16 protein-coding genes and 1 pseudogene are annotated in these 22,078 nt (G+C 72.8%); 8 read left to right on the top strand and 9 right to left on the bottom strand.

The window, feature by feature from the left end; genetic code table 11:
- Positions 1 to 44 precede the first annotated feature (44 nt).
- Positions 45 to 1,853, bottom strand: a complete 1,809-nt coding sequence (locus tag ACZ56V_RS21720; protein ID WP_398913553.1) for a peptide ABC transporter substrate-binding protein — start codon at positions 1,851 to 1,853, stop codon at positions 45 to 47.
- Between the two features lie 210 nt (positions 1,854 to 2,063).
- Here ACZ56V_RS21720 and ACZ56V_RS21715 point away from each other — a divergent pair, with 210 nt between their 5' ends.
- From ACZ56V_RS21715 to ACZ56V_RS21695, 5 genes and pseudogenes are all read left to right on the top strand, one after another.
- Positions 2,064 to 3,284, top strand: a complete 1,221-nt coding sequence (locus tag ACZ56V_RS21715) for an ROK family protein (protein WP_398913551.1) — start codon at positions 2,064 to 2,066, stop codon at positions 3,282 to 3,284.
- Between the two features lie 44 nt (positions 3,285 to 3,328).
- Positions 3,329 to 4,864 (top strand): M81 family metallopeptidase, encoded by a 1,536-nt coding sequence (locus ACZ56V_RS21710; protein ID WP_398913549.1) that lies wholly within the window; start codon positions 3,329 to 3,331, stop codon positions 4,862 to 4,864.
- A complete protein-coding gene (locus ACZ56V_RS21705; RefSeq protein ID WP_468944418.1) occupies positions 4,861 to 5,649 on the top strand; it encodes a copper homeostasis protein CutC in 789 nt (262 codons plus the stop codon). Before ACZ56V_RS21710 ends, ACZ56V_RS21705 begins: the two co-directional genes overlap by 4 nt.
- Positions 5,650 to 5,683: 34 nt before the next feature.
- Positions 5,684 to 6,622 carry an AraC family transcriptional regulator gene (locus ACZ56V_RS21700; RefSeq protein WP_468944415.1) on the top strand — a complete coding sequence of 313 codons (939 nt, stop codon included), beginning with the start codon at positions 5,684 to 5,686 and terminating at the stop codon, positions 6,620 to 6,622.
- Between the two features lie 10 nt (positions 6,623 to 6,632).
- Positions 6,633 to 7,313 (top strand): annotated as a pseudogene (locus ACZ56V_RS21695) (helix-turn-helix domain-containing protein); the annotation flags it as partial.
- On the opposite strand, the gene ACZ56V_RS21690 reads toward ACZ56V_RS21695, so the two are convergent.
- Positions 7,302 to 7,700, bottom strand: coding sequence for a VOC family protein (locus tag ACZ56V_RS21690; protein ID WP_468944675.1), 399 nt, complete (start codon positions 7,698 to 7,700; stop codon positions 7,302 to 7,304). The pseudogene ACZ56V_RS21695 and the gene ACZ56V_RS21690 overlap by 12 nt on opposite strands.
- Positions 7,701 to 7,828: 128 nt before the next feature.
- On the opposite strand from ACZ56V_RS21690, the gene ACZ56V_RS21685 reads away from it, so the two are divergent.
- Positions 7,829 to 8,224: a hypothetical protein gene (locus ACZ56V_RS21685; RefSeq protein ID WP_468944413.1), complete on the top strand. Its 396-nt coding sequence runs from the start codon at positions 7,829 to 7,831 to the stop codon at positions 8,222 to 8,224.
- Here the strand turns inward: ACZ56V_RS21685 and ACZ56V_RS21680 are convergent.
- From ACZ56V_RS21680 to ACZ56V_RS21650, 7 genes are all read right to left on the bottom strand, one after another.
- Positions 8,221 to 9,282, bottom strand: a complete 1,062-nt coding sequence (locus tag ACZ56V_RS21680; RefSeq protein ID WP_468944411.1) for a LacI family DNA-binding transcriptional regulator — start codon at positions 9,280 to 9,282, stop codon at positions 8,221 to 8,223. The two genes, ACZ56V_RS21685 and ACZ56V_RS21680, sit on opposite strands and share 4 nt — an antisense overlap.
- A gap of 127 nt (positions 9,283 to 9,409) precedes the next feature.
- Positions 9,410 to 11,188, bottom strand: coding sequence for a glycoside hydrolase family 43 protein (locus ACZ56V_RS21675; RefSeq protein WP_468944409.1), 1,779 nt, complete (start codon positions 11,186 to 11,188; stop codon positions 9,410 to 9,412).
- The gene (locus ACZ56V_RS21670) at positions 11,185 to 12,108 is read right to left on the bottom strand and encodes a carbohydrate ABC transporter permease (RefSeq protein WP_356370084.1); all 924 of its coding nucleotides are present in this window, start codon (positions 12,106 to 12,108) and stop codon (positions 11,185 to 11,187) included. The genes ACZ56V_RS21675 and ACZ56V_RS21670 overlap by 4 nt, the downstream gene beginning before the upstream one ends.
- Positions 12,108 to 12,992, bottom strand: a complete 885-nt coding sequence (locus ACZ56V_RS21665; RefSeq protein WP_467380896.1) for a carbohydrate ABC transporter permease — start codon at positions 12,990 to 12,992, stop codon at positions 12,108 to 12,110. The genes ACZ56V_RS21670 and ACZ56V_RS21665 overlap by 1 nt, the downstream gene beginning before the upstream one ends.
- A gap of 5 nt (positions 12,993 to 12,997) precedes the next feature.
- Positions 12,998 to 14,338 carry an ABC transporter substrate-binding protein gene (locus ACZ56V_RS21660; RefSeq protein WP_468944405.1) on the bottom strand — a complete coding sequence of 447 codons (1,341 nt, stop codon included), beginning with the start codon at positions 14,336 to 14,338 and terminating at the stop codon, positions 12,998 to 13,000.
- 280 nt (positions 14,339 to 14,618) lie between these two features.
- Entirely contained in the window at positions 14,619 to 15,716 is a 1,098-nt protein-coding gene (locus ACZ56V_RS21655) for a LacI family DNA-binding transcriptional regulator (protein WP_467380900.1), read from the bottom strand.
- 121 nt (positions 15,717 to 15,837) lie between these two features.
- Positions 15,838 to 16,851 (bottom strand): hydroxyacid dehydrogenase, encoded by a 1,014-nt coding sequence (locus tag ACZ56V_RS21650; protein ID WP_468944402.1) that lies wholly within the window; start codon positions 16,849 to 16,851, stop codon positions 15,838 to 15,840.
- 289 nt (positions 16,852 to 17,140) lie between these two features.
- On the opposite strand from ACZ56V_RS21650, the gene ACZ56V_RS21645 reads away from it, so the two are divergent.
- Positions 17,141 to 18,682 (top strand): glycosyl hydrolase family 28 protein, encoded by a 1,542-nt coding sequence (locus ACZ56V_RS21645; RefSeq protein WP_468944400.1) that lies wholly within the window; start codon positions 17,141 to 17,143, stop codon positions 18,680 to 18,682.
- Positions 18,679 to 22,035, top strand: coding sequence for an alginate lyase family protein (locus tag ACZ56V_RS21640; protein WP_468944398.1), 3,357 nt, complete (start codon positions 18,679 to 18,681; stop codon positions 22,033 to 22,035). Before ACZ56V_RS21645 ends, ACZ56V_RS21640 begins: the two co-directional genes overlap by 4 nt.
- The last annotated feature ends 43 nt before the right edge of the window (positions 22,036 to 22,078 follow it).

Genomic DNA, 22,078 nt, shown 5'->3' with positions numbered 1-22,078 from the left:
GGTGGGGACGGGGCAGCTGCGGGTGAGGGGGGCCGTGCGCGGGCTCACTCGGTCCACGCCCACATGGCGGGGTGGAAGTTGGCGAGGGAGTCCTGGGCGAACCCGCCGAGTCCGTCCCTGATCACGGAGACCTGGTAGTCGGGCTCGGGGAGCCAGATCACGGGCAGGTCCTGGGCGAGGGCCTTGCTGTAGTCGAGCATGGCGTCGGGGGAGGACGAGGTGGTGGTGCGGTCGATCAGCCGGTCCACCTCGGGGTTGGAGTAGCTGCCGAAGTTGGAGCCGCCGCCGCTCGCGAAGAGCGCGTCACCGCTGGGGTAGGCGGGGAAGTACCAGCTGCCCGCGCTGCCGAAGAAGGAGAGCTGCCACGTGCAGGCCGGCTCGTCCTCCTCGCACTGCCCGGTCTGCGAGAGGACCGAGTTGACCGGCGCGGTCTTGATGTCGAAGTCGATGCCGGTCTCCTCGAAGGAGGACTGCAGGGCGCTCATCATGTTGTCCGTCTCCGTGGAGCCGGACTGGGACAGCACCCGCATCCTGAACTCGGTGCCCTCCTCGACGCCTTCGCCGCAGTGCCCCGCGCCCGCGCCCGGCGAGGCGCACACCATGGTGCCGTCCTTCGGGGTCCAGCCGTGGTCCGTCAGCAGCTTGCGCGCCCGGGAGTTGGAGAACGGGTACGGCTCGGCCTTCTGCTCGTCCGAGAGGAAGGCGGACGCCTGTCCCTGCGGGACGGGGCCGTAGGTGGGTACGGCGGTGCCGTTGTAGAGCACCTTGGCCAGGGTCTTCTGGTCGACGGACATCTGGATGGCCCGGCGTGCGTACGACTGCCGGAAGACGGCGCCCATCTCGGGGTTGTTGAAGTTGTACGGCATGTAGGTGACGGCCCAGCCGGACCACCGCTCGACGTGGTAGCCGAGGTCGGTGAACGACTTCTTGATGCCCAGGTCGGAGGCCTTGATGTAGCCGTAGTCGACCGTGCCGGCCCGCAGCGCGTTCTCCTCGGCGGCCACCGTGGTGAAGGACAGCAGGTTGATCTGCCTGACGTGGGCCGCGCCACCGCCGTCGTACTTCTCGTTCTCGGTGAGTTCGACCCGGCCGGAGGTGGAGAAGGACTTGAGCGTGTACGGGCCGCTGACCGTCTTCCACAGCGGGTCGCTCGCGTAGTGGGAGATCTTCTTGCCGGCGTCGATCAGGTACGTCCAGACCTTCCTGGCGCCGGCCGGGCTGCGGTCGAGGTCGGAGACGTCCCCCGAGTCGCTGGTCTTGTCCCACGCGTGCTGGGGCATCACACGGATCATGCTCAGCTCGTTGGCGAGCATCCACTGCCGGTTGTAGGCGCGGTCGAAGTCGAGCGTGAAGTGCCGGTCGTCGAGGGTCCTGAAGGACGACCAGACGTCCGGGGCCTTGCCCGGACTGTAGCTGGCCCACGACTTCTTGTTCTGCCTGACCAGGTTGAACCAGAACTCGACGTCCCGGGAGGTGATCGGCTCGCCGTCGCTCCAGTGGCGGTCGCCGAGGGTGATGGTGACGCTCTTGTTGTCCGCGGCGAACCTCGCGTCCGTCGCCAGCGAGTTGTCCTTGTTCCAGCCGATCTCGCCGGTGGAGCCGTCGTAGGCGATCAGCGGCTCCCACAGCACCTGGGATATCGACGCGTTGTTGGTGTTGAGATGTCCCGGCGTTCCGATCGGCACGATCCAGTTCGGGGTGAAGTTCGCCGGGAGGGCGTAGTTGATCTCGTTCTTCGAGCCGGAGGGGGCGGAGACACCGCCCGTGCAGCCGCTGAGCAGCACGCCCACGGCCGCGCAGGCGCCGACGACGAGCGCCCGGCGTCGGCGTGGCGCTGTGCGAGCAGGGGACATGTATCTCCTCCAGGTGAGTGACGTGGAGGTCAGCTAACGCCTGCCTCGGCGCAGGTACAAACAAAGTTGCGTAACAACTAAGTATCTCCGTTTCTGAAAAAAGTCCGAACGTCCATTCCTTCGCGATTTACTGCGCTGACCGCCATTCACGGAACGGCATTCGAGGCGTACTGTCTGCATCGGACCGACCATGGGGAAGTAAGCACGTACATGAATGAAATAAGTACGCGGGGCCGGAGGACCGCCGGCACCTCGGCGCTGGCGGCCCGGGCCCTCGAACTGATCGCCTCCGGCCGGGCGACCTCCCGGGCCCAGCTCGCCGAGCTGCTCGACGCCGCGGCCTCCAGCGTCTCGGTGGCCGTGGCACAGCTCGTGGAGCACGGCCTCGTCGCCGAGGAGGGGACCCAGTCCTCCACCGGCGGACGCCCGCGCAAGGTGCTCAGACTCGGTGGCCAGGACGAGTTCGCCGTCGCCGCCGACCTGGGCGGCAGGCACGCCCGCGTCGGCGTGGTCCTGCCGGGCGGCGAACTGCGCGACGTCTCCACCGTGCCGCTGGTGATCGCCGAGGGCCCGCAGGCGGCCCTGTCCCGGCTCGCCGCCACCCTGGACGAGCTGGTCGAACACCACGGCAGGTCACGGCTGCGCGGTGTCGGCCTCTCCCTGCCCGGTCCGGTCGACACCGCCACGGGACGTGTCGTGCAGCCCTCCCGCATGCCGGGGTGGAACCGCTTCCCCGTCGAGTCCTGGCTCCGGGAGCGCTTCGCGGTCCCGGCCGTCGCCGACAACGACGCCAACTGCATGGCCGTCGGCGAGCACACCGCCCGCAAGGGACGCCACCAACAGGTGATCATGGTGAAGACGGGCACCGCGATCGGCGCCGCCGCCCTCGTCGACGGCCGGCTCTACCGCGGCGGCACGGGCGCGGCCGGGGAGATCACCCACATCCGCATCGCCCGCGGCGACGGCGTGCCCTGTTCCTGCGGCAACACCGACTGCCTGGAGACGGTCGCCTCCGGCGCCGCCCTGGTCCGGGTGCTGCGGGACGAGGGCGTCGACGTCACCACCGCCGAGGACGTGGTGCGGCTGGCCACCGACGCGCACCCGGAGGCCAACCGGGCGGTGCGCAGGGCCGGGGACTACCTCGGTCAGGTGCTCGCCGCCAACGTCAACTTCTTCAACCCGGACGCCGTCTACCTGGGCGGCATCCTCTCCACCGTCGAACCGTTCGTCGCCGCCGTCCGCAGCCAGCTCTACGAGAGCTGCCATCCGCTGGTCACCGAGCACCTCGCCATCGAGCGCGCCGTCCTCGGCGCCGACGCCGGTCTGCTGGGCGCCGGACAGTTCGCCCTCCAGCGGGCGCTGGCCCAGGCCCTGCGCCGGGTCGGCGGAGCGGAGCTGGACCCGGACCGGTTCCAGACCCCCACCCCCTGAACCCACACCCCGCACCTCCCGCACCACCGCACGAACGAGGAGCCATGTCGCACCCCAGCACCCCCACGGGCACCCCCGCCCGCCGCCCCGTCATCGCCATCGCCGGGCTCGGCATCGAGTCGTCCACCTTCTCGCCCGCCCGCACCCAGGCCCCCGCCTTCCACCCCTCCCGCGGCCAGGAGGTACTGGAGCGCTACCCCTTCCTCGCCGACGGACAGGAACTGCGCGAGGCGGCCGACTGGCACGGCGCCCTGGTCGGCAAGTCGCTGCCCGGCGGCACGGTCACCGCCGCGGCCTGGGAGGAACTCACCGGGGAACTCCTCCTCCGGCTCGCCGCACTGCCCGCGCTGGACGGCCTCTGGTTCGACATCCACGGCGCCATGACCGTCGAGGGCATCGACGACGCCGAGGCCCTGCTGCTGGAGAAGGTGCGCGCGGTCGTCGGCGACGGCGTGATCGTCTCCACCTCCATGGACCTGCACGGCAACGTCTCCCGCGCCCTCGTCCACCGCAGCGACCTGATCACGTGCTACCGGATGGCCCCGCACGAGGACCACATGGAGACCAAGGAGCGCGCCGTACGGAACCTGCTGACCCACCTCGCCTCCGGCGCCCCCCGCCCGCTGAAGGCGTGGGTGCCGGTCCCCGTCCTGCTGGCCGGCGAGCAGACCTCCACCCGGATCGAACCCGCGAAGAGCGTGTACGGAGCCGTTCCCGAGGTCGAGGCGGAGGAAGGCGTCATCGACGCGGCGATCTGGGTCGGCTACGCCTGGGCGGACGAGCCCCGCAACCGGGCCGCGGTCGTCGTCACCGGGCACGACGAGCGGGCGGTGTCCGCGGGCGCCGAACGGCTGGCCCGCGGCTTCTGGGAAGCCCGCCACGACTTCGACTTCGTCGCCCCCACCGGCACCTTCGACGACATCCTGGACGAGGCCCTGGCGGGCGAGCGGCGCCCGTACTACGTCAGTGACACCGGCGACAACCCGACCGCGGGCGGCGCCGGTGACGTGACCTGGGGCCTGACGCGGCTGCTGGCCCGCCCCGAGTTCCAGAAGGAGGACGGGCCGACCGTCCTGTACGCCTCGGTGCCGGGCCCCGAGGCCGTGCGGCACGCGGCCGCGGCGGGAGTCGGCGCCACGGTGACGGTGACGGCGGGCGCCGAGGTCGACGACCGGCACGCCGGTCCCGTCACCCTCACCGGCGTCGTGCACGCCGTCCGGCACGGGGACCGCGACGCCCGCACCGAGGTCGTGATACGCGTCGGCAGCGCGTACGTGATCCTCACCGAGCTGCGCAAGCCCTACCACCACGAGCACGACTTCACCGGCCTGGACCTCGACCCGCGCGGCGCCGACATCGTCGTCGTGAAGATCGGCTACCTGGAACCCGAGCTGTTCGCGATGGCCGCCGACTGGAAGATGGCCCTCACCCCGGGCGGCGTCGACCAGGACCTCGTCCGCCTCGGCCACCACCGCGTCCGCCGGCCTCTGTTCCCGTTCGACCCCGCCATGGCCGACCCGGACCTCTCCGCCCGCCTGATCCCCGCCGCCGACCAGCCGCTGACCGGGGCCGACGAATGAGCGCCCGCCCCGGTCTGGAGATCGCCGTCGTGTCCCCGGCCGGTGCCCGCACCGCCCGCGAGCACGGGGCGGACCGCGTCGAACTGTGCACCGGACTCGAACTGGGCGGCCTGACCCCCTCGACCGCGGCCGTCGAGGCGGCCGCCGAGGCCGGTCCGCCCGTCCACGTCCTCGTCCGCTGCCGTCCCGGCGACTTCGTCTACGACGACGAGGAGGTCGCCCTGATGGCCGCCGAGGTGCGCACCGTCCTGCGCGCGGGTGCCCGCGGCGTCGTCGTCGGGGCGCTCACCCCGGACGGCGCCCTCGACACCAACGCCCTCGCCGTGCTCGTCGGCGCCGCGCGGGACACCGACCCCGCCGCGCAGGTCACGCTGCACCGGGCGGTGGACCAGGCGAGCGACCCGGTGGCCGCCGTCGCGGCGCTGCCGGGGCTCGGCATCACCCGCGTCCTGACCTCCGGCGGCGCGCCCACGGCGATCGGGGGGAGCGCCGTGCTCACCGCGATGGCCGCCGCGGCCCCCGGCGTCGACGTGGCCGCCGGCGGCGGAGTGCGGCCCGGCGACATCGCGGGTCTGCTGGCGGCGGGCGCCACCTCGGTGCACCTGTCCGCCAAGTCCCGGGCCACGCCCCGCCGCGCGGCCGGCTGGGTGCCCCTCGGCGCCGGGGGCACCTCCGCCGCCGACGACACCCACTTCGTCACCGACGGCACCGTCGTCGCGGAGGCGAGGAGGGCGCTGGACGCGGCGGCCGGACGGCCGGGGGAGGCCGGGGACGCCCCTCGGTGAACGGCCCGCGGGCCGGACGGGGACACTGGCTCCCGTGGACGCACTCGCCGGACTGCTGGAGGGCCCCCGGGCCCGTGGCGCCTTCATGATCCGCGCCTGTTTCGACCCGCCCTGGGCGGTGCGCGTCGAGGACCGGGCGCCGCTGACCGTGATGCTGATGGTCCGCGGCGGCGCCTGGATCCTGCCGGACACGGGGGAGCGGCTGCGGCTGCGCGCCGGGGACCTGGCCATCGCCCGCGGCCCCGACCCGTACGTCTGCGCCGACGACCCCGGCACCGCCCCGCAGGCGGTGATCCTGCCGGGCGGCGCGTGCAGTTACCCCGACGGCCGCCCCCTGAACGGCTCGATGGACCTCGGCGTACGCACCTGGGGCGACCGCGCCGACGGCGAGGCGGTCCTCCTCATCGGCACCTACCTGGTCCGCGGCGAGATCGGCGGCCGTCTCCTGGACGCGCTGCCCCCGCTGCTGTCCCTCACCTCCGAGGCGTGGGACAACCCCCTCACACCCCTGCTGATGACGGAGGTCACGCGGGACGAGCCGGGCCAGGAGGTGGTCCTGGACCGGCTCCTCGACCTGCTGGTCATCGCCGCGCTGCGGGCCTGGTTCGCCCGGCCGTCGGCCGAGGCCCCCGCCTGGTACCGGGCGCTGGGCGACCCGGTCGTCGGCCGGGCGCTGCGGCTGCTCCAGGACGACCCGGCGCACCCCTGGACCGTCGCGTCCCTCGCCGCGAAGACCGGGGTCTCCCGTGCCGGGCTCGCCCGGCGGTTCACCGACCTGGTCGGCGAACCGCCCATGGGGTACCTCACCGGCTGGCGCCTCGCCCTGGCCGCCGACCGGCTGCGGGACGGCGAGGACACCCTCGCCGCGGTCGCCCGCCGGGTCGGCTACGGCAGCGCGTTCGCCCTGTCCACCGCCTTCAAACGGGAGTACGGCGTCAGTCCCCAGGAGTACCGGACCCGGGGCCCGGCGTAACCTGGCACGCGTGTACGCGGAACGGGCGGCCCGGCTGACCGGCGCGGTGGTGTGGACCAACACCCCGACCGGACCCGGCCCCGGACGCGTCCTCCCCGACGGCTGCATGGACCTGCTCTGGTACGACGGCCGGCTGCTGGTCGCGGGCCCCGACACCCGCGCCCACCTCACCGAGGGCGCCCCGGGCCCCTGGGCCGGCGTCCGCTTCTACCCCGGCACCGCGCCCGTCCTGCTCGGCGTGCCCGCCGACGCACTGCGCGACCGGCGCGTCGACCTCACCGACGTCTGGCCGGCCTCCCGCGCACGGCGCCTGGCCGCCCGGGTGAACGCGGCCCCCGACCCGGCGACCGGCCTGGAGGAGGCCGCGCTGTCCCGCGCCGCCGAGACCGGGCCGCCCGACCCGCTGCTGGGCCGGATCGTCGCCGCCCTCGACGCGGGCCGCCCGGTCGCCGCGACGGCCGACGCGCTCGGCATCACCGCCCGCGCGCTGCACCGCCGCTCCCTGGCGGCCTTCGGCTACGGCCCCAAGACGCTGGCCCGCGTCCTGCGGCTGCAACGCGCCCTCGCCCTGGCCCGGGAGGGCACGCCCCTCGCCGAGACGGCCGCCCGGACCGGCTTCGCCGACCAGGCGCATCTGTCCCGGGACGTACGGGAACTGGCGGGGGCGACGCTGGTCGAGCTACTGCGCGGCCAGCGGCGCGAACAGGTCGACGCCGTGGCCGTCCGGATCGTCGACGACGGCGTAGCGCTGCCCCCAGGGGGCGTCCCAGGGCTCGCGCTCGCCGTGGCAGCCGGTGCCGGTCAGTTCGGCGTAGAAGGCGTCCACCTCCGCGGGCGTGTCGCACAGCAGGGCGAGCGAGTGCCGTCCGCCCCCGGCCGGCGGCTGCCACCCCGGGGTGAAGGAACGGACGGAGTCCTCGGTGTCCAGGAGCAGCCGGATGCCGCCCCGCAGCTCGGCCTCGGCGTGCGGCTGCCCCTCGGAGCCCTCGGGGAAGGCGAAGCCGAGCCGGCGGTAGAAGCTCACGGAGGCGGTCATGTCGGAGACGATGAGGCCGATGGCGTCGAATCGTGCGGTCATGGCGCCACCGTAGGCAGGGTGGACGGTCCCGGTCTTGAAGAAAACGGACGCCCCGCTGTCGGCGCCCGTGCCTCAGAACCTGCTCAAGTCCGTTGAACGACACGGGGTGTGCGGCCGATCATGGCCGCATGTTCGGACGACTGGCCCCACCGGAACTCAACGTCCTCGTCCTGCGCGACACGGACGTCGTCGCCCACGGCATCCGCCGGGCGCTCGCCGAGGCGACGCCCGAGGAACGGCCCGGACTGGAGCGCGCCGCGGCCCTGGTCGAGCAGGCCGCCGCGGAGCCCGACGCGGCACTGTTCGCCCGCTGGGTCCACGAACGCCTCGCCGCGGCCGGTCACGAGGGCCCCGTCGACTCCGTCCGGGCGGTCAGGACCCTGCGCGAGGCGGCCCCCGGACTCAGCCTGCGCCAGGCCGTCAGGCTGACGAAGGACGCCGCCGCGCGCACCAGCCCTAGAGCTGTCGTCCGGATCTCGCCCGGGTCGCGGGCCTGGCACGCGTATCTGCACCAGACCCCCTAGGCGAGGCTCGGCGGTGCCGTGCTCGCCCGTCGCACCAGGCGCGTCGAGAGTTCCGTGCGGGTGCTCTCCGGGTGGTGGCCGTCCATCATGCGCAGCAGCAGGCGCAGCGCGGTGGCCGCCATCTCCGACAGGGGCTGGCGGACCGTGGTCAGGGCGGGGGTGGCCCAGCGCGCCTCGGGCAGATCGTCGAAACCGACCACGCTCATGTCCCGGGGCACCGTCAGGCCCCGCTCGGCCAGCGCCTCGTAGACGCCGAGGGCCATCGCGTCCGAGCAGACGAACACAGACGTCGGAGGCACGGGCAGGTCCAGCAGCTCCCGCATGCGGCGGCGGGCGGTGGCCCGGTCGAAACCGGCGTGGCGGACGTACTCGGGACGGTGGCGCACTCCCGCCGCGGCGAGTGCGGAGCGGTAGCCGGCGACCCGTGCGCCGCTGCACTGCCTGCGCCGCCGACCCGCGACGACGGCGATGCGTTCGTGGCCGAGGCCCAGCAGGTGCTCGGTCGCCGCCACCCCGCCCTGCCAGTTCGTCGCGCCCACGGACACCACGCCGGGCGGCGGTTCCACGGCCGGGTCGATCAGCACGAAGGGGATGCGGTGGCGCGCCAGCCAGGCGTACTGGGCGGCGGTCAACTCCGCCAGGTTGAACAGGACTCCGGAGGTGCCGCGGATCACGAGCCGGTCCAGCCCGCCGCCTTCGGGCCGCGGCTGTTCGGGGGCCCCGGAGCGGGGCCGGTTCAGGCCCGCCGAGACCACGACCTCCAGACCCGCGTCGTACGCCGCCTCCTCCACGCCGTGCAGTACGGCGCCCGACCAGGAACTCTCCAGGGAGTGCACGACGAGGTCGACCAGCCGGGGCGCCCGTGCGGTGTCGAAACGGGGGCGGCGGACGTAGCCGAGGCGGTCCAGCGCCTCCGCTACACGGCGCCGGGTCTCGGGGGCCACGTCCTCGCGCCCGTTGACCACCTTGGACGCGGTCGGCACCGAGACTCCCGCCGCCCGGGCCACCACCGCCAGCGTCGGCCCGGCCGACGTGCTCTCACTCGCCGTTCGGACCATCGGTCGACCACCTCTCCGGCCCGTCCGGGCCCGGGATAGAAAGCGCTTCCTATCCTAGGTTCGCGGTGCCACGGCGGGAAGAGCGGGGGAGCCGGGACAGTAGCGGGGGAGCCGGGACAGGGCTCGGTCAGGACGGGGTGCAGGTCAGCCGGAAGCCGGTGAACTCCGCCGTGAAGGCCCCGTCGACCAGGTCCACGGCATGGATGCCGGCCATCGCGCCGGTGAAGCGCAGCCGGTCGCCGTGGTCGTCGGAGAGCCTGCTGAAGTCCAGCACCGGGCCGATCGGCGTACGCGCGCCGTCCCGGACGTACCAGAACCGGGCGTCCGCGTGATCGACCGTCACCCCGAGGGTCAGCGGCACGTCCGGGGCCGCGCCGGCCACTGCCACCCGGCGCGCGCCGTCCCCGGCCCGGTCGACGAGACTGAGCACCGTACGGCCGCCGCCCCGCCACTGCTGGCCGCGCTGCTCCTCGCCGGCATCCTCCGCCCAGGTCAGGTCGAGCGCGAGATACGCCTCCGCGTCGTACCGGAGCACCAGTCCCGCCGCCTGGGTGAAGCTGCGCGGCCGGGCGAGGACGGTGACCTGAGCCTCCGCCCGGTGCTCGGTGAGGCGCTGCGCCAACAGGCTGTACGCCCACCGGGACTCGGGCCCGTGCCGACCGCGCAGCCTGATGCGCCCCGGCCGGCTCACCGTGTCGGCCCAGGAGGGGTCGGGAGGCTCGCGCAGGGTGCTCCAAGGCCAGGCCGACACGTCCGCCGGACCGTCCGGCGGTCGCGGGTCGGTGCGCGTGGGGGCCTCGACCCGGGTCGGTGCGTCTGCCGGGGGAGTGCGCGGTCGCGGGCCCGTGGGAATCGGGTCCTCGGCTCCGGGCGGTAGGTCCGCCGGGGCGGTCGGCGGTCCTGGGGCAGGGCGCGCCGGCGCCTCGACACCGGGCGGTGTGTCCGCAGGCGGAGTGGGCGGTTCCGGGGTGGTGGGCGGGGGTGCTTCGACCTCTACCGCGGGGTGCGTGCCGCCCTGTCGTAGCCGGGGCCAGCCGGCCTCGTCCCAGGTCACGCGCTGGACGGCGGTCTCCCGGCCGAGGGTGCAGCGCGGGCCGTGCGGGGTCGCGAGCGGGCGGGCCGCGAGGTGACCGAGCACCCACTGACCGTCCGGGGTCTCCACCAGTTCCCCGTGCCCGGCCTTCTGCAACGCCAGCGACGGGTCGTCCCGGCTGGTCAGCAGTGGCCGGTCGGCCAGCTCGTACGGGCCGGTCAACGCGTCCGCCCGGGCCACCCGCACCCCGTGCTCGAAGCCCGTGCCGCCCTCCGCGAGCACCAGGTAGTACCGGTCGCCGCGCCGCAGCAGCTTGGGCCCCTCGACGAGCCGGTCGTGCTGGAGCAGCAGGTGGGTGCCGCCCACCGGCGCCAGTGTCCGCCGGTCCAGCTCGGTCATGACGATCCCGGCGAAACGCCGGCCGCCCGGGCGGTGGTCGTTCTGCAGGTTCAGCAGCCACAGCCGGCCGTCCTCGTGGAAGAGGGCCGGATCGAAGCCGTGGCCCGGCACGCGCCGCGGCGCGGTCCACGGCCCCGACACCCGCGGGGCGGTGCAGACGTAGGTGTCCAGGTCGAAGTACGGCGTCCCCACCGAACGGACGACGGCGTACACCACCCAGAACCGCTCCCCGTCCCAGCTCAGCGACGGCGCCCAGACGCCGCCCGAGTCGGGCACCCCGGCCAGCGAACCGCCGGGCGCCGCGCCCTCCACGTGGCCCGCGTACTCCCAGTGCGCCAGGTCCCGGGAGCGGTGGATCGGGATCGTCGGGAACCACTCGAAGGAGCTGGTGGCCACGTAGTACCGGTCCCCGGCCCGCACCAGCGAGGGATCGGGGGCGAACCCCCTGATCACCGGGTTGCGCAGCACCGTCACTTGAGGGCTCCCAGCGTGACCCCCGAACGCCAGTAGCGGCGCATCGCCACCATCATGACGGCCATCGGGACGATGGACAACAGCGCGCCGGTCAGCACCAGGCTCGTCAGGTCCACGCCCGACTCCAGGCGCTTGCCCGACCAGTTGTACAGGCCGATGTTGAGCGTCCAGTTCTCCTCGCCGCGCAGCACGGTCAGCGGCAGGAAGAAGGCGTTCCAGGTGTTGACGAAGGCGAGCAGGAACACCGTCGCGCCGCCCGTCGTCATCATCCGCAGCACGATGCTGAAGAAGATCCGCAGCTCACCCGCACCGTCGATGCGGGCCGCCTCCAGCAGCTCAAAGGGGATGGTCGCCTCGGTGTACACCTTGGCCAGATAGACGCTGAACGGATTGATCAGGCACGGGATCAGCATCGCCCACGGAGTGTCGACCAGGCCGATGCGCGAGAACAGCAGGTACAGCGGGAGCGTGAGCAGGGCGATCGGGATCAGGAAGGAGCCCACCACGCACGCGAACACCGCACCGCGGCCCGGGAAGTCGAACCGGGCCAGGCCGTATCCCGTGGCCAGCGCGATCAGTGTGCCGCCGAGCGAGCCGACGCCCGCGTACAGCAGCGAGTTGGCCGTCCAGCGCAGGAAGATGCCGTCCTCGTAGGTGAACAGCTGCTCCAGGTTGTCCCACAGGTGCATCCCGGAGAACCACAGGCCGTTGCTCTGGTAGAGCCCCGTCCGGTCCTTGGTCGCGGCGACCAGCAGCCACCACACCGGGAAGAGGCTGTAGACACTCGCCAGCACCAGCCCGAGGAGCACGAAGCGCTGTCCGCCCCGTCCGCGGGAGGCCGCGTCCGGCCGCGGCAGGCGCCGCACGCCCCGGACGGCCGGCCGCCGCGACGTGCCCTCGCGGTCGTCGGTCAGCACCATCAGTCGGCCTCCTTCGAGGTGAACCGGTAGAAGAGGAAGGAGGCCACGCCGAGGAACAGCGCGAGCAGTACCGACAGGGCCGCGGCGTAGTGGTAGTTGCCGGCGTTGAACGCCTGGTTGTAGATGATCATGATCGGCGTGAAGCTGTCGCTGACCGTCTGCGGGGTGACGTTCCGGAAGAGCGCGGGTTCGTTGAAGATCTGCAGCATCTGGATGATCGACAGCAGACCCGTCAGGACCAGTGCCCCGCGCACATGGGGGATCTTGACGCTGCGGGCGATCCGGATCTCGGAGGCGCCGTCCAGCCGGGCCGCCTCGAACAGCTCGCGGGGCACGCCCTGGAGCGCCGAGTAGATGATCACCATGTTGTAGCCGATGCCGTGCCAGGTCAGCAGGTTGCCGATGGACGGCCACACCATCGACGGCGCGAAGAAGTTCCAGTCCAGGCCGAAGAGGTCACCGATCGGCGTCAGCGGGCCGACGTCCGGGCTGTACAGGTTGACCCACACGATGGCCGCGACCACCCCGGGGATCATGTACGGCACCAGCAGCAGGATCCGGAACCGGCCGGCCACCCGCGAGGCGAGCGCGTCCAGGAACAGCGCCAGCACCAGGCTGACGAGCAGCATCACCGGGATCTGGACGCAGGCGAACAGCACCACCCGCAGGATGGAGGTCATGAACGCCGCGTCGGTCAGGCCTCGCGTGTAGTTGTCGAGTCCGGCGAACTCGGTCGTCGAACCCCCGAGTCCGAGGCCGGACTGCTGTTCCGCGAACAGCGACTGGTGGACGGCGTAGCCGATCGGCAGCAGGTACAGGAAGGCGAAGCCGAGCTGGAAGGGGACCGTGAAGGCGGCCCCCTTCCAGCGCAGGGAGCGAATCATCGTGTTCAGCCCTTGACGTTGATGCCGCGGGACTTCAGGTCGTCGACCGTCCACTTCTGCATGTGCGCCAGCAGCTCGGTCACCGTCTGCTCCTTGCTGACCACCTTCGCCCAGCCGGCCTGCAACTCGGTGAACATGGCGGTCCAGTTGGGGCCGAAGGCCCAGTCGGTGGTGATGGTGCCGAGGCTGTCGGTGACGACCTTCTGCGCGGGCTTGTAGTTCGCCCCCAGCAGCTTCTGGGAGAGCGACTCGCTCACGTACGCGTCGCTGTCGGCCAGCGCCGGCATCACGCCGTTGCCGGTCTCCGGGCTGGCCATCGTCTTGACGGCGCCCGGGTCCGTGGACATCCACAGCGCGGCCTCGGCCGCCTGCTCCGTGTGTGCGCACTCCTTGGTCACCAGGGTGACGCCGCCGGTCAGGTTGGTGCCCGCGGGCGTCTTGGGTGCCTCCCCCCGGAAGGCGGGCCAGGGGGAGAGGGCCCACTTGCCGAAGGACTTGGAGAAGTTCTGCACCATGCCGGCCATCTGCCAGGTGGAGATCTGCCGGGTCGCGGTGGAGCCGTTGTCGTAGGTGCGCTGCACGGCCGCGTAGTCGGCGAAGGACATCGTGGAGTTCAGGTCGTTGTCGATGATCTCCTGGATCACCTTCGCGGCCTTCAGCGTGCCCTCGTCCTGGAAGTCGACCTTCCAGGCGTCGCCGTCGATGGCGTACCAGTGCGCCCCGGCCTGCATGGCGAGCACCTCCAGGGTGCTCGGGTCCTCACCGGCGAAGTTGGTGATCTCGATGCCGTGCTTCTTCAGTTCCTTGCCCGCGGTGACGAAGTCGGCCCAGGTCGCCGGGGGTTCGATGCCGTACTTGTCGAAGACGTCGGTGCGGTAGATCGTGAAGTTCGGCGCGGAGCTGGTCGGAACGCCGTACAGCTTGCCCTGCACCTGTGCGCTCGCCCACGAACCGGCGTTGAACCTCTCCTTGTCGGCCTCGACGTACTCGGTGATGTCGGCCAGCGCGCCCTGGGAGACCCAGCTGGTGACGTACTCGGCGGTGTTCTGCACCAGGCAGGGCGCGTTGCCCGCCTTGACCGCGTTGGTCAGCTGCTTCTGCATGGTCAGCTGGTCGGTGACCTTCGTGTACTTCAGCCGCACGTCCTTGTGCGAGGCGTTGAAGGCCTTCACGACCGCCTCCTGGCCGTTCGCCCAGCCCCAGAAGGGGAGGGTGACCGGGCCGGAGGCGCCGGAGGCCCCGCCGTCCGACGAGTCCGACCCGCCGCAGGCGGAGAGCAGGCCCGTCAGCGCGACACCCGCGACGGCGGCGGAGGCGAGTCTGCTCCGGGAAGAGGTGAGCTTCATGTGACCGTGATCCTTCGGAATCGGGCGTTCTCGGAACGGCGAGGGGGCGGCTCGACGGCCATCGGTGCACGACGGGGAGCCGGAGAACGGGGGAACAAGGGGAACGGCGGCCGGCAGGACATCGGCACGCGGCTACGGACGACCGGCTGAGCAGAAGCAGAAGCTGTAGTAAGCGGTTGCTGGGGGACGTTAGGCCCAGAGAAACCCGGATCGCAAGGGGTGTGCGGCGATTGCTGGTGATTGATCGCGGAAAACGGTTACGTAACGCGCTACTCGCGCGCTACCCGCGACGCCGGCGCCGCGCCGGCGGCTGGACCGAGTTGCGCACGACGACATGGGTGCCCAGCACCAGGTGCTCGCCCTCGCCGCCGCGCCGCCGTCCCGCGCCCGCCTCGCGCCGGTCGGCCACGGCCCGGAGCGCGACCCGGCCCATCTCCTCGTACGGCACGTGCACGGTGGTGAGCTGCGGGGTGAGCTGGGAGGCCAGCGGAATGTCGTCGTACCCGACGATCGACACGTCCTCGGGCACCCGCAGACCGGCCGCGCGCAGCGCCTGCGCCGCCCCCGCGGCGACCACGTCGGTGCCGGCCAGCACCGCGGTGAACTCCCGCCCGTCGCGCAGACTCTCCATGACGGCCTCGTACCCGTGCTCGTAGTCGTACGGCCCGTGGCGCACCATCCCCGCCTCGAACGGCACCCCGTAGGCCTCGAAGGCCCGCCGGGCGCCGCGCAGCCTGCCCTGGGCGGTGGTCAGTTCGGCGTGGCCCGGCAGCACCAACACCTCGCGGTGCCCGGCCGAGAGGAGGTGGCTGGCCATCGCGTAGGCGCCGCCCTCGTTGTCGTAGTCGACCGTCGTGGCCGGGATGGCGCCCTCCAGCGGAGGTCTGCCCACCAGCACCAGGTGCGAGCCGGCCGCGTCCAGGGAGCGGGCGAAGCGGGCCATGCGCAGCTGGTACTCGTCGTAGTCGTAGGCGCCGCCGAGCAGCACCACCGCGGCCACGCCCTGCTGGCGCATCGCGTTGACCAGCGCCAGCTCCCGCTCGGGATCGTCGCCGGTGGTGCCCACCAGGGAGAGCCAGCCCCGCAGGGTGGCCGCGCCCTCCACGCCCTTGGCGACGTGCGCGAAGGCGGCGCCGGTGATGTTGTTGATGAGGATGGCGACCGTCGGGGTGCCGCCGCCGGCGAGGGAGCGGGCGTGGGCGTTGGTGACGTAGTCCAGGTCCCGGACGACCTTCATCACCCGGCGGCGCAGCTCCTCCGAGACCGGGTAGTTGCCGGACAGCACCCGCGAGACGCTGGCCACGGAGACACCCGCGCGTTCCGCCACGTCGCGGATGGTCGCCCGGCCGGCCTCGCCGGTCGCCTTGCGCTGACTCACCGTTGCGACTCCTTCGTGGTGACGGCCCGGTCGCGTCCGCGGCTCCGGTACCGCCCGGCGCGGTCGCGGAAACCGTATCCCATCGTCGTCGCCGTGTTCCCGGTCGCGGGGGCACGGCCCATCAGGCCACCCTGGCCAGGTCGGCGTGGAGCACCTGGTGCCGCGGTGCCAGGCCCGCGACCAGGCGTTCCAGCTCCTCGACGACGATCCGGCCCAGCCGCTCCAGTTCGGTGCCCTGGGAACCGGCGATGTGCGGGGTGAGGAAGACGTTGGGCAGCCGGTAGAGCGCGGAGCCCGCGGGCAGCGGCTCGGGCTCGGTGACGTCGAGGATCGCGTGCAGGCGGCCCGAGACCAGCTCGTCGGTGAGCGCCTCGGGGTCGACCAGGGCGCCCCGCGAGGTGTTGATCAGGACGCCGCCGTCCCGGACGAGGGCGAGCCGCCCCCGGTCGAGCATGCGGTAGGTCTCGGGGATGTCGGGGGCGTGCAGCGTCACGACGTCGCTGCGCCGCAGCAACGCGTCCAGGGGCAGCGACTCGGCGCCCAGCGCGGCGGCCTCGGCGGGAGTGACGTAGGGGTCGTGGAGCAGCACGGTGAAGTCGAACGGGCGCAGCAGCTCCAGGAGTCGGCGGCCCACCCGGGAGGCGCCGATCACGCCGATCCGGCGGCCGACGTTGCCGGTGGCGGCGGTCTCGGCGGGCGGCGGGTAGGCGTGCGTGACGCGGAAGCGCTCGCGGTGGGTGAAGGTGTCCTTCCCGGCGAGCAGGATCATCGCCAGGGTGTACTCGGCGACGGGCACGGCGTTCGCGGTCACCGCGCTGGAGACGGTGATGCCGCGCTCCCACAGGGCCTCGCCGACCAGGGAGCGGACCGAGCCCGCCGCGTGCAGCACGGCGCGCAGCCGGGGGGCGGTGACCAGGAGCCCGTCGTTCAGGCGGGGGCAGCCCCAGCCGGTGACCAGCACCTCGGCACGGGCGAGGGCGTCCGCCGCGGCCGGATCGGCGAAGTCCCGTACGACGACGGCGGGATCGAGGTCGGCCGTCGCGGTCAGCCGAGCCATCAGGGGCGGGGGGAAGAGCAGGGGGAGGTGCACCGGGTCCATCGCGAACACGGTCCTCGGCGGGCGGGCACTGGGCATGGCTCTCCTGAGGCGAGAGGTGTGGGAAACGTTTTCTGAAAGCGTCTTCTACCGTAGGTCCGCCGCGAACGGCCGGTCAATCGCCCGGCAGAGGCCGTGACGTGGGCCGCGGCAGCCGGTGTTTTCGAAAGTCGCGCTGCCTCTTGACGTCCGTGGCGGACGGGAACAAGCTCTGGCGCACCGCTCGGTAACCGTTTACTACCCGCTACCCGCTACCCGCTACCCGCTACTCGTCACCCGCCACCCGCTACCCCCGGCCGTCGGTCCGTCTTCCCCGCGAGGAGTGCCCATGCCCCCGTCCCCGTCGCCCTCCGTGTCCCGCCGTACCGCTCTCCAGGCGGCCGGTGCCACCGCCCTCGCCGCCGGTCTCTCCCAGGTCACGGCCACCACGGCCGGTGCCGCCGAGCCCTCGGGCGCCCGGCCCCGGCTGGTGACGTATCCCGTGCCGGCCGGCGCCCCGGTCAAGACCGACAGCTTCACGGTCAAGGTCCGTAACCCCGGCGGCCGTTGGCAGACGCTGGGCGTGTACCGGCCGACCCTCGCCGAGATCAACCCCACCACCGGCAGCAAGAAGCAGTTCGACTCCTCACTCGCCCACTTCGACTTCTCCGGCGAGGTCGAGGTCGAGGTGACGTACATCAAGGGCGGCGTGGAGAAGGTGCGGGTGCGGCCGGACTCGTACGGGATCACCCCCGAAGTGCGCGCCGACACACTCCGGTTCACGCTGGACCGGCCGCGGAAGATCGTCGTCCAGATCAACGACGACCTCTTCGACTGCCTCCACCTGTTCGCCCGCGAGGTCGAGAGAAGGCGGCCGGAGGAGGTCGACCCCGACGTCCTCTACTTCGGCCCCGGTATCCACACCACCCCCGACGGCTACCTCGACGTGCCCGCCGGCAAGACCGTCTACCTCCACGGCGGCGCCGTCCTCAAGGCGACCGTCCGCTTCAAGGACGTACGGGGCGCCCGGCTCGCCGGACGTGGCCTGCTCGCCGGGACCACGGCGGGCGGCGTACTCGTCGAGGGCTCGACGGACATCTCCATCGGCGGCGTCACCACGCTCAACCCCAACGGCTACGCGGTCCAGGTCGGCGAGTCCACCCATGTCTCCATCCAGGACATGGCGGCCTTCAGCTCCAAGGGCTGGGGCGACGGCATCGACGTCTTCTCCAGCAGCCACGTCACCATCGACGGGGTCTTCATGCGCAACTCCGACGACTGCATCGCCCTCTACACCCACCGCTGGGAGTACTACGGCGACACGAGGAACATCACCGTGCGCGACTCCACCCTCTGGGCGGACGTCGCCCACCCGATCAACGTCGGCACACACGGCAACACCGACGATCCCGAGGTCCTGGAGAACCTCCTCTTCCAGAACCTCGACATCTGCGACCACCGCGAACCCCAGCTGGGGTACCAGGGCTGCATCGCCCTCAACACCGGCGACGGCAACCTGATCAGGAACGTGAAGGTCGACGGTGTCCGCGTCGAGGACTTCCGCTGGGGCCAGCTCGTCCACATGCGGGTCATGTACAACACGAAGTACAACACCTCGGTCGGCCGCGGCATCGAGAACGTCTACGTCAAGGACCTCTCCTACACCGGCAAGCCCCTCGCGACCTGCATGCTGCTCGGCTACGACGCCGACCACCCGGTCAAGGACGTCACCTTCGAGAACCTCGTCGTCAACGGCACCGTCATCGCCGACTCGATGCGCAAACCGGGCTGGTACCTCACCACCGACTTCGTGCCCATGCACGCCAACGAGCACGTGACGAACCTGAGGTTCCTCACCACCGCCGAGGCCGAGGCGGCCGCCGCGTCATGAGCATCCCGGCGACCAGCCGCCGCGGCTTCCTCGGCGGCGCCGCGACCATGCTGCTGACGTCGGGCGCGAGCGGACTCCTCGCACCCGCAACGGCCCGGGCCGCGGGCGACGGGAGCCGGACCCGCCCCGGTTCCCCGCGCCCCTTCACCCACCCCGGCCTGCTGCACACCGCCGAGGACCTCGCCCGCATGAAGTCCGCGGTCGCCGCCAGGGAGGCCCCCGTCCACGACGGCTACCTCGCCTTCGCGGCCGACGCCCGCTCGCGGGCGACGTACACCGTCCGCAACACCGGGCAGGTCACCTCCTGGGGACGCGGCCCCGGCGACCACATGAACGAGGCCGTCGCCGACTCGGCCGCCGCCTACCAGAACGCCCTGATGTGGTGCGTCACCGGCCGGCGGGCGCACGCGGACAAGGCCCGCGACATCCTCGACGCCTGGTCCGCGTCGCTGACCGCGATCACCGGCGCCGACGGACCGCTCGGCGCCGGACTCCAGGCCTTCAAGTTCGTCAACGCCGCCGAACTCCTGCGCCACAGCGGCTACGACGGCTGGGCGGACGCGGATGTCGCCCGCTGCGAGCGGTCCTTCCTGGACGTCTGGTATCCGGCGGTCTCCGGCTACATGCTCTACGCCAACGGCAACTGGGACCTCACGGCCGTCCAGTCGGTCCTGGCCATCGGCGTCTTCTGCGAGGAACCCGCCCTCTTCGAGGACGCCCTGCGCTTCGCCGCCGCCGGCGCGGGCAACGGCAGCGTCCCGCACCGCGTCGTCTCCGCCACCGGCCAGGGCCAGGAGTCCGGCCGCGACCAGGGCCACGAGCAGCTGGCCGTCGGCCTGATGGGCGACGCCGCCCAGGTCGCCTGGAACCAGGGCGTCGACCTGTGGGGCTTCGACGGCAACCGCGTCCTCGCCAACGCCGAGTACGCCGCCCGCTACAACCTCGGCGCCGACGTCCCCTTCACCCCCGACCTCGACCGCACCGGCAAGTACGTCAAGACGACCGTGTCCGCCAAGGCCCGCGGCACCCTGCCCCCGGCCTACGAGATGTACTACGCCCACTACGCCGGTGTCCGCGGCCTCGACACCCCGTACACCAGGGCCGCCGTCTTCCGCGGCACCGACGGTGCCCGCGCCGTCGAGGGCGGGGGCGACGACCTGCCCGGCTTCGGCACCCTTGCCTACGCCGGAACCCGGCCCCCGGCACCGACCGCCCCCGGGGCTCCGGCAGGCGTCACCGCGGTGGGCGCCGACGGCGTGATCGGCGTCGCCTGGCTGCCGTCCACCTGGGCGACGACGTACACCGTCCGCCGGGCCGGCCATCCCGAGGGCCCCTACGAGGAGATCGCCGCCGGACTGACCGAAGCCTCGTACACGGACTCCGGCGTGCGCCGTCGCCCGGGGCGGACGTACTACTACACGGTCAGCGCGTCGGGCGACCACGGCGCCAGCCCCGACTCGGCGCCCGCCGCCGCGACGGCCGGCCTTCCGGCCCCCTGGTCCTCGCGCGACCTCGGCGACGTGAAGGTCCCCGGCTCCGCCGCCTTCGACGGTGAGCGCTTCGTCCTGGAGGCGAGCGGCACCGCCGACACCTACCGCCTCGTCCACCTGCCGCTGCGCGGAGACGGCACCGTCACCGCCCGGATCGTGTTCCCGCTCAGCTCGCAGTACGCCAAGACCGGTGTCACCCTCCGCGACTCGCTCGACCCGGCCGCCCCGCACGCCTCGATGCTGGTCCAGGGCCTGCCCCTGCACACCTGGAGCGGCGTATGGACCGTACGGCCGAGAACCGGGGCCGCCGTCTCCGCGACCGGCGCCACACCCGTGCCCCCGACCCAGCAGCGGGCGATCACGGCCGACGCGTCCTTCCCGCTCTCCGACCTGGGCGCCCTGCCCGAGTCGGCGACACCCATCGAGGCCCCGTACGTCGAGGGCGCGGGCGACGGCTACCGGCTGCGGGCGCCCTACTGGGTCCGGCTGACCCGCAGGGGCCGCCGCTGCACCGGCGCGATCTCCCCGGACGGCGTCCACTGGACCGAGGCCGGCAGCACCGAGGTCGACCTCGGCCGCACCGCGTACGCCGGTCTCGTCCTCACCTCCTGCCTCGGCGTCGACGAGGAGTACGCCGAAACCGGAACCGGCGCCTTCGACAACGTCACCGTCCGGTCCGCGACCGGCGGCGAGGTCTGGTCGGTGCCCCGCCCCGCCCGTACCCCGAGCGGCCCGCACGCCACCACCGGTGCCGACGCCGTCGAACTGGCCTGGACCGACCCGGACCCCGCCGCCCGGTTCACCGTGCTGCGCGCCCCGGCCGCCGACGGCCCCTTCCGGCCGATCGCCCACGACGTGGGCCCGGTCGGCTTCGGCACCCGGGTGCGGTACACCGACCCGACCGGCAGGCCCGGGACGACGTACCACTACGCCGTCGCGAAGACCAACAGCGCCGGCCGGGGCCCGCGCTCCGCACCGGCCTCCGCCCGCATGCCGCACCCGGCGGCCCCCCGACTCACCTCTCCTGCCGAGGCGTTCGCCACCACCGGCGTCCCCTTCCGGCACCTCCTGCGCGCCGTGCACGAGCCGGTACGGTTCACCGCCGCCGGCCTCCCCGACGGCCTGCGCCTCGACCCGCGCACCGGCCTGATCTCCGGCACCCCCGCCACCACAGGCGCCTTCACGCTCCGCACGACGGCGGCCAACGCGACCGGCACCGGAGCGGCCACTCTCCGCCTCACCGTCGCGACGCCGCCGCCCGCCCCCTGGACCTACGGCGACCTCGGCGACGTGATCCTGGACGACCGCGCCCACGCGACCCTGGGCGTGGTCGCCGTCCGCACACCCGGCAGCACCTCCCACCAGGACGGGGCCTTCGTGGTGCGCGGCGCGGGGACGGACCTGAACGTCAACAACCAGGGAATGACGGGCCAGTTCGTACGGCGCACCGTCACCGGGGACTGCGAGGTCACTGCCCGCCTGGTGTCCCGTACCGGCACTTCCGCGGACCGGGTGGGCCTGCTGATGACCAAGTCCCCGTCACCGTTCGACCAGGCGGCCGGGGCGATCGTCACGGGCGGCACGCAGGCCGAGCTGATGCTCCGCCCGACGGTGGCCGGGAGGTCGGCCTTCACCGGCGGCACCGCGGTCACGACCCCCTGCCTGCTCCGCCTCGCCCGCACCGGAAACACCTTCACCGCCCGCGCCTCCGCCGACGACGGCGTTACCTGGACCACGCTCGCCTCCGGCGAGGTCCCCGGGTTCGGCGACGCCCCCTACCACCTGGGCCTGGTCGTCTGCTCCCGCAGCCCGCTGGCCCGCTGCACCACGCGGTTCGACGGGGTGAGCGTCACCCCGCGTTGATCCCGCAGCCCCCGTTGACGGTTCCACCCCACGGAACGGAGAC

This window comes from Streptomyces sp. NPDC034099, from assembly GCF_055575415.1.
The sequence above is the reverse complement of the archived record's forward strand: the minus strand, read 5'-3'. Positions and strand labels throughout refer to the sequence as shown.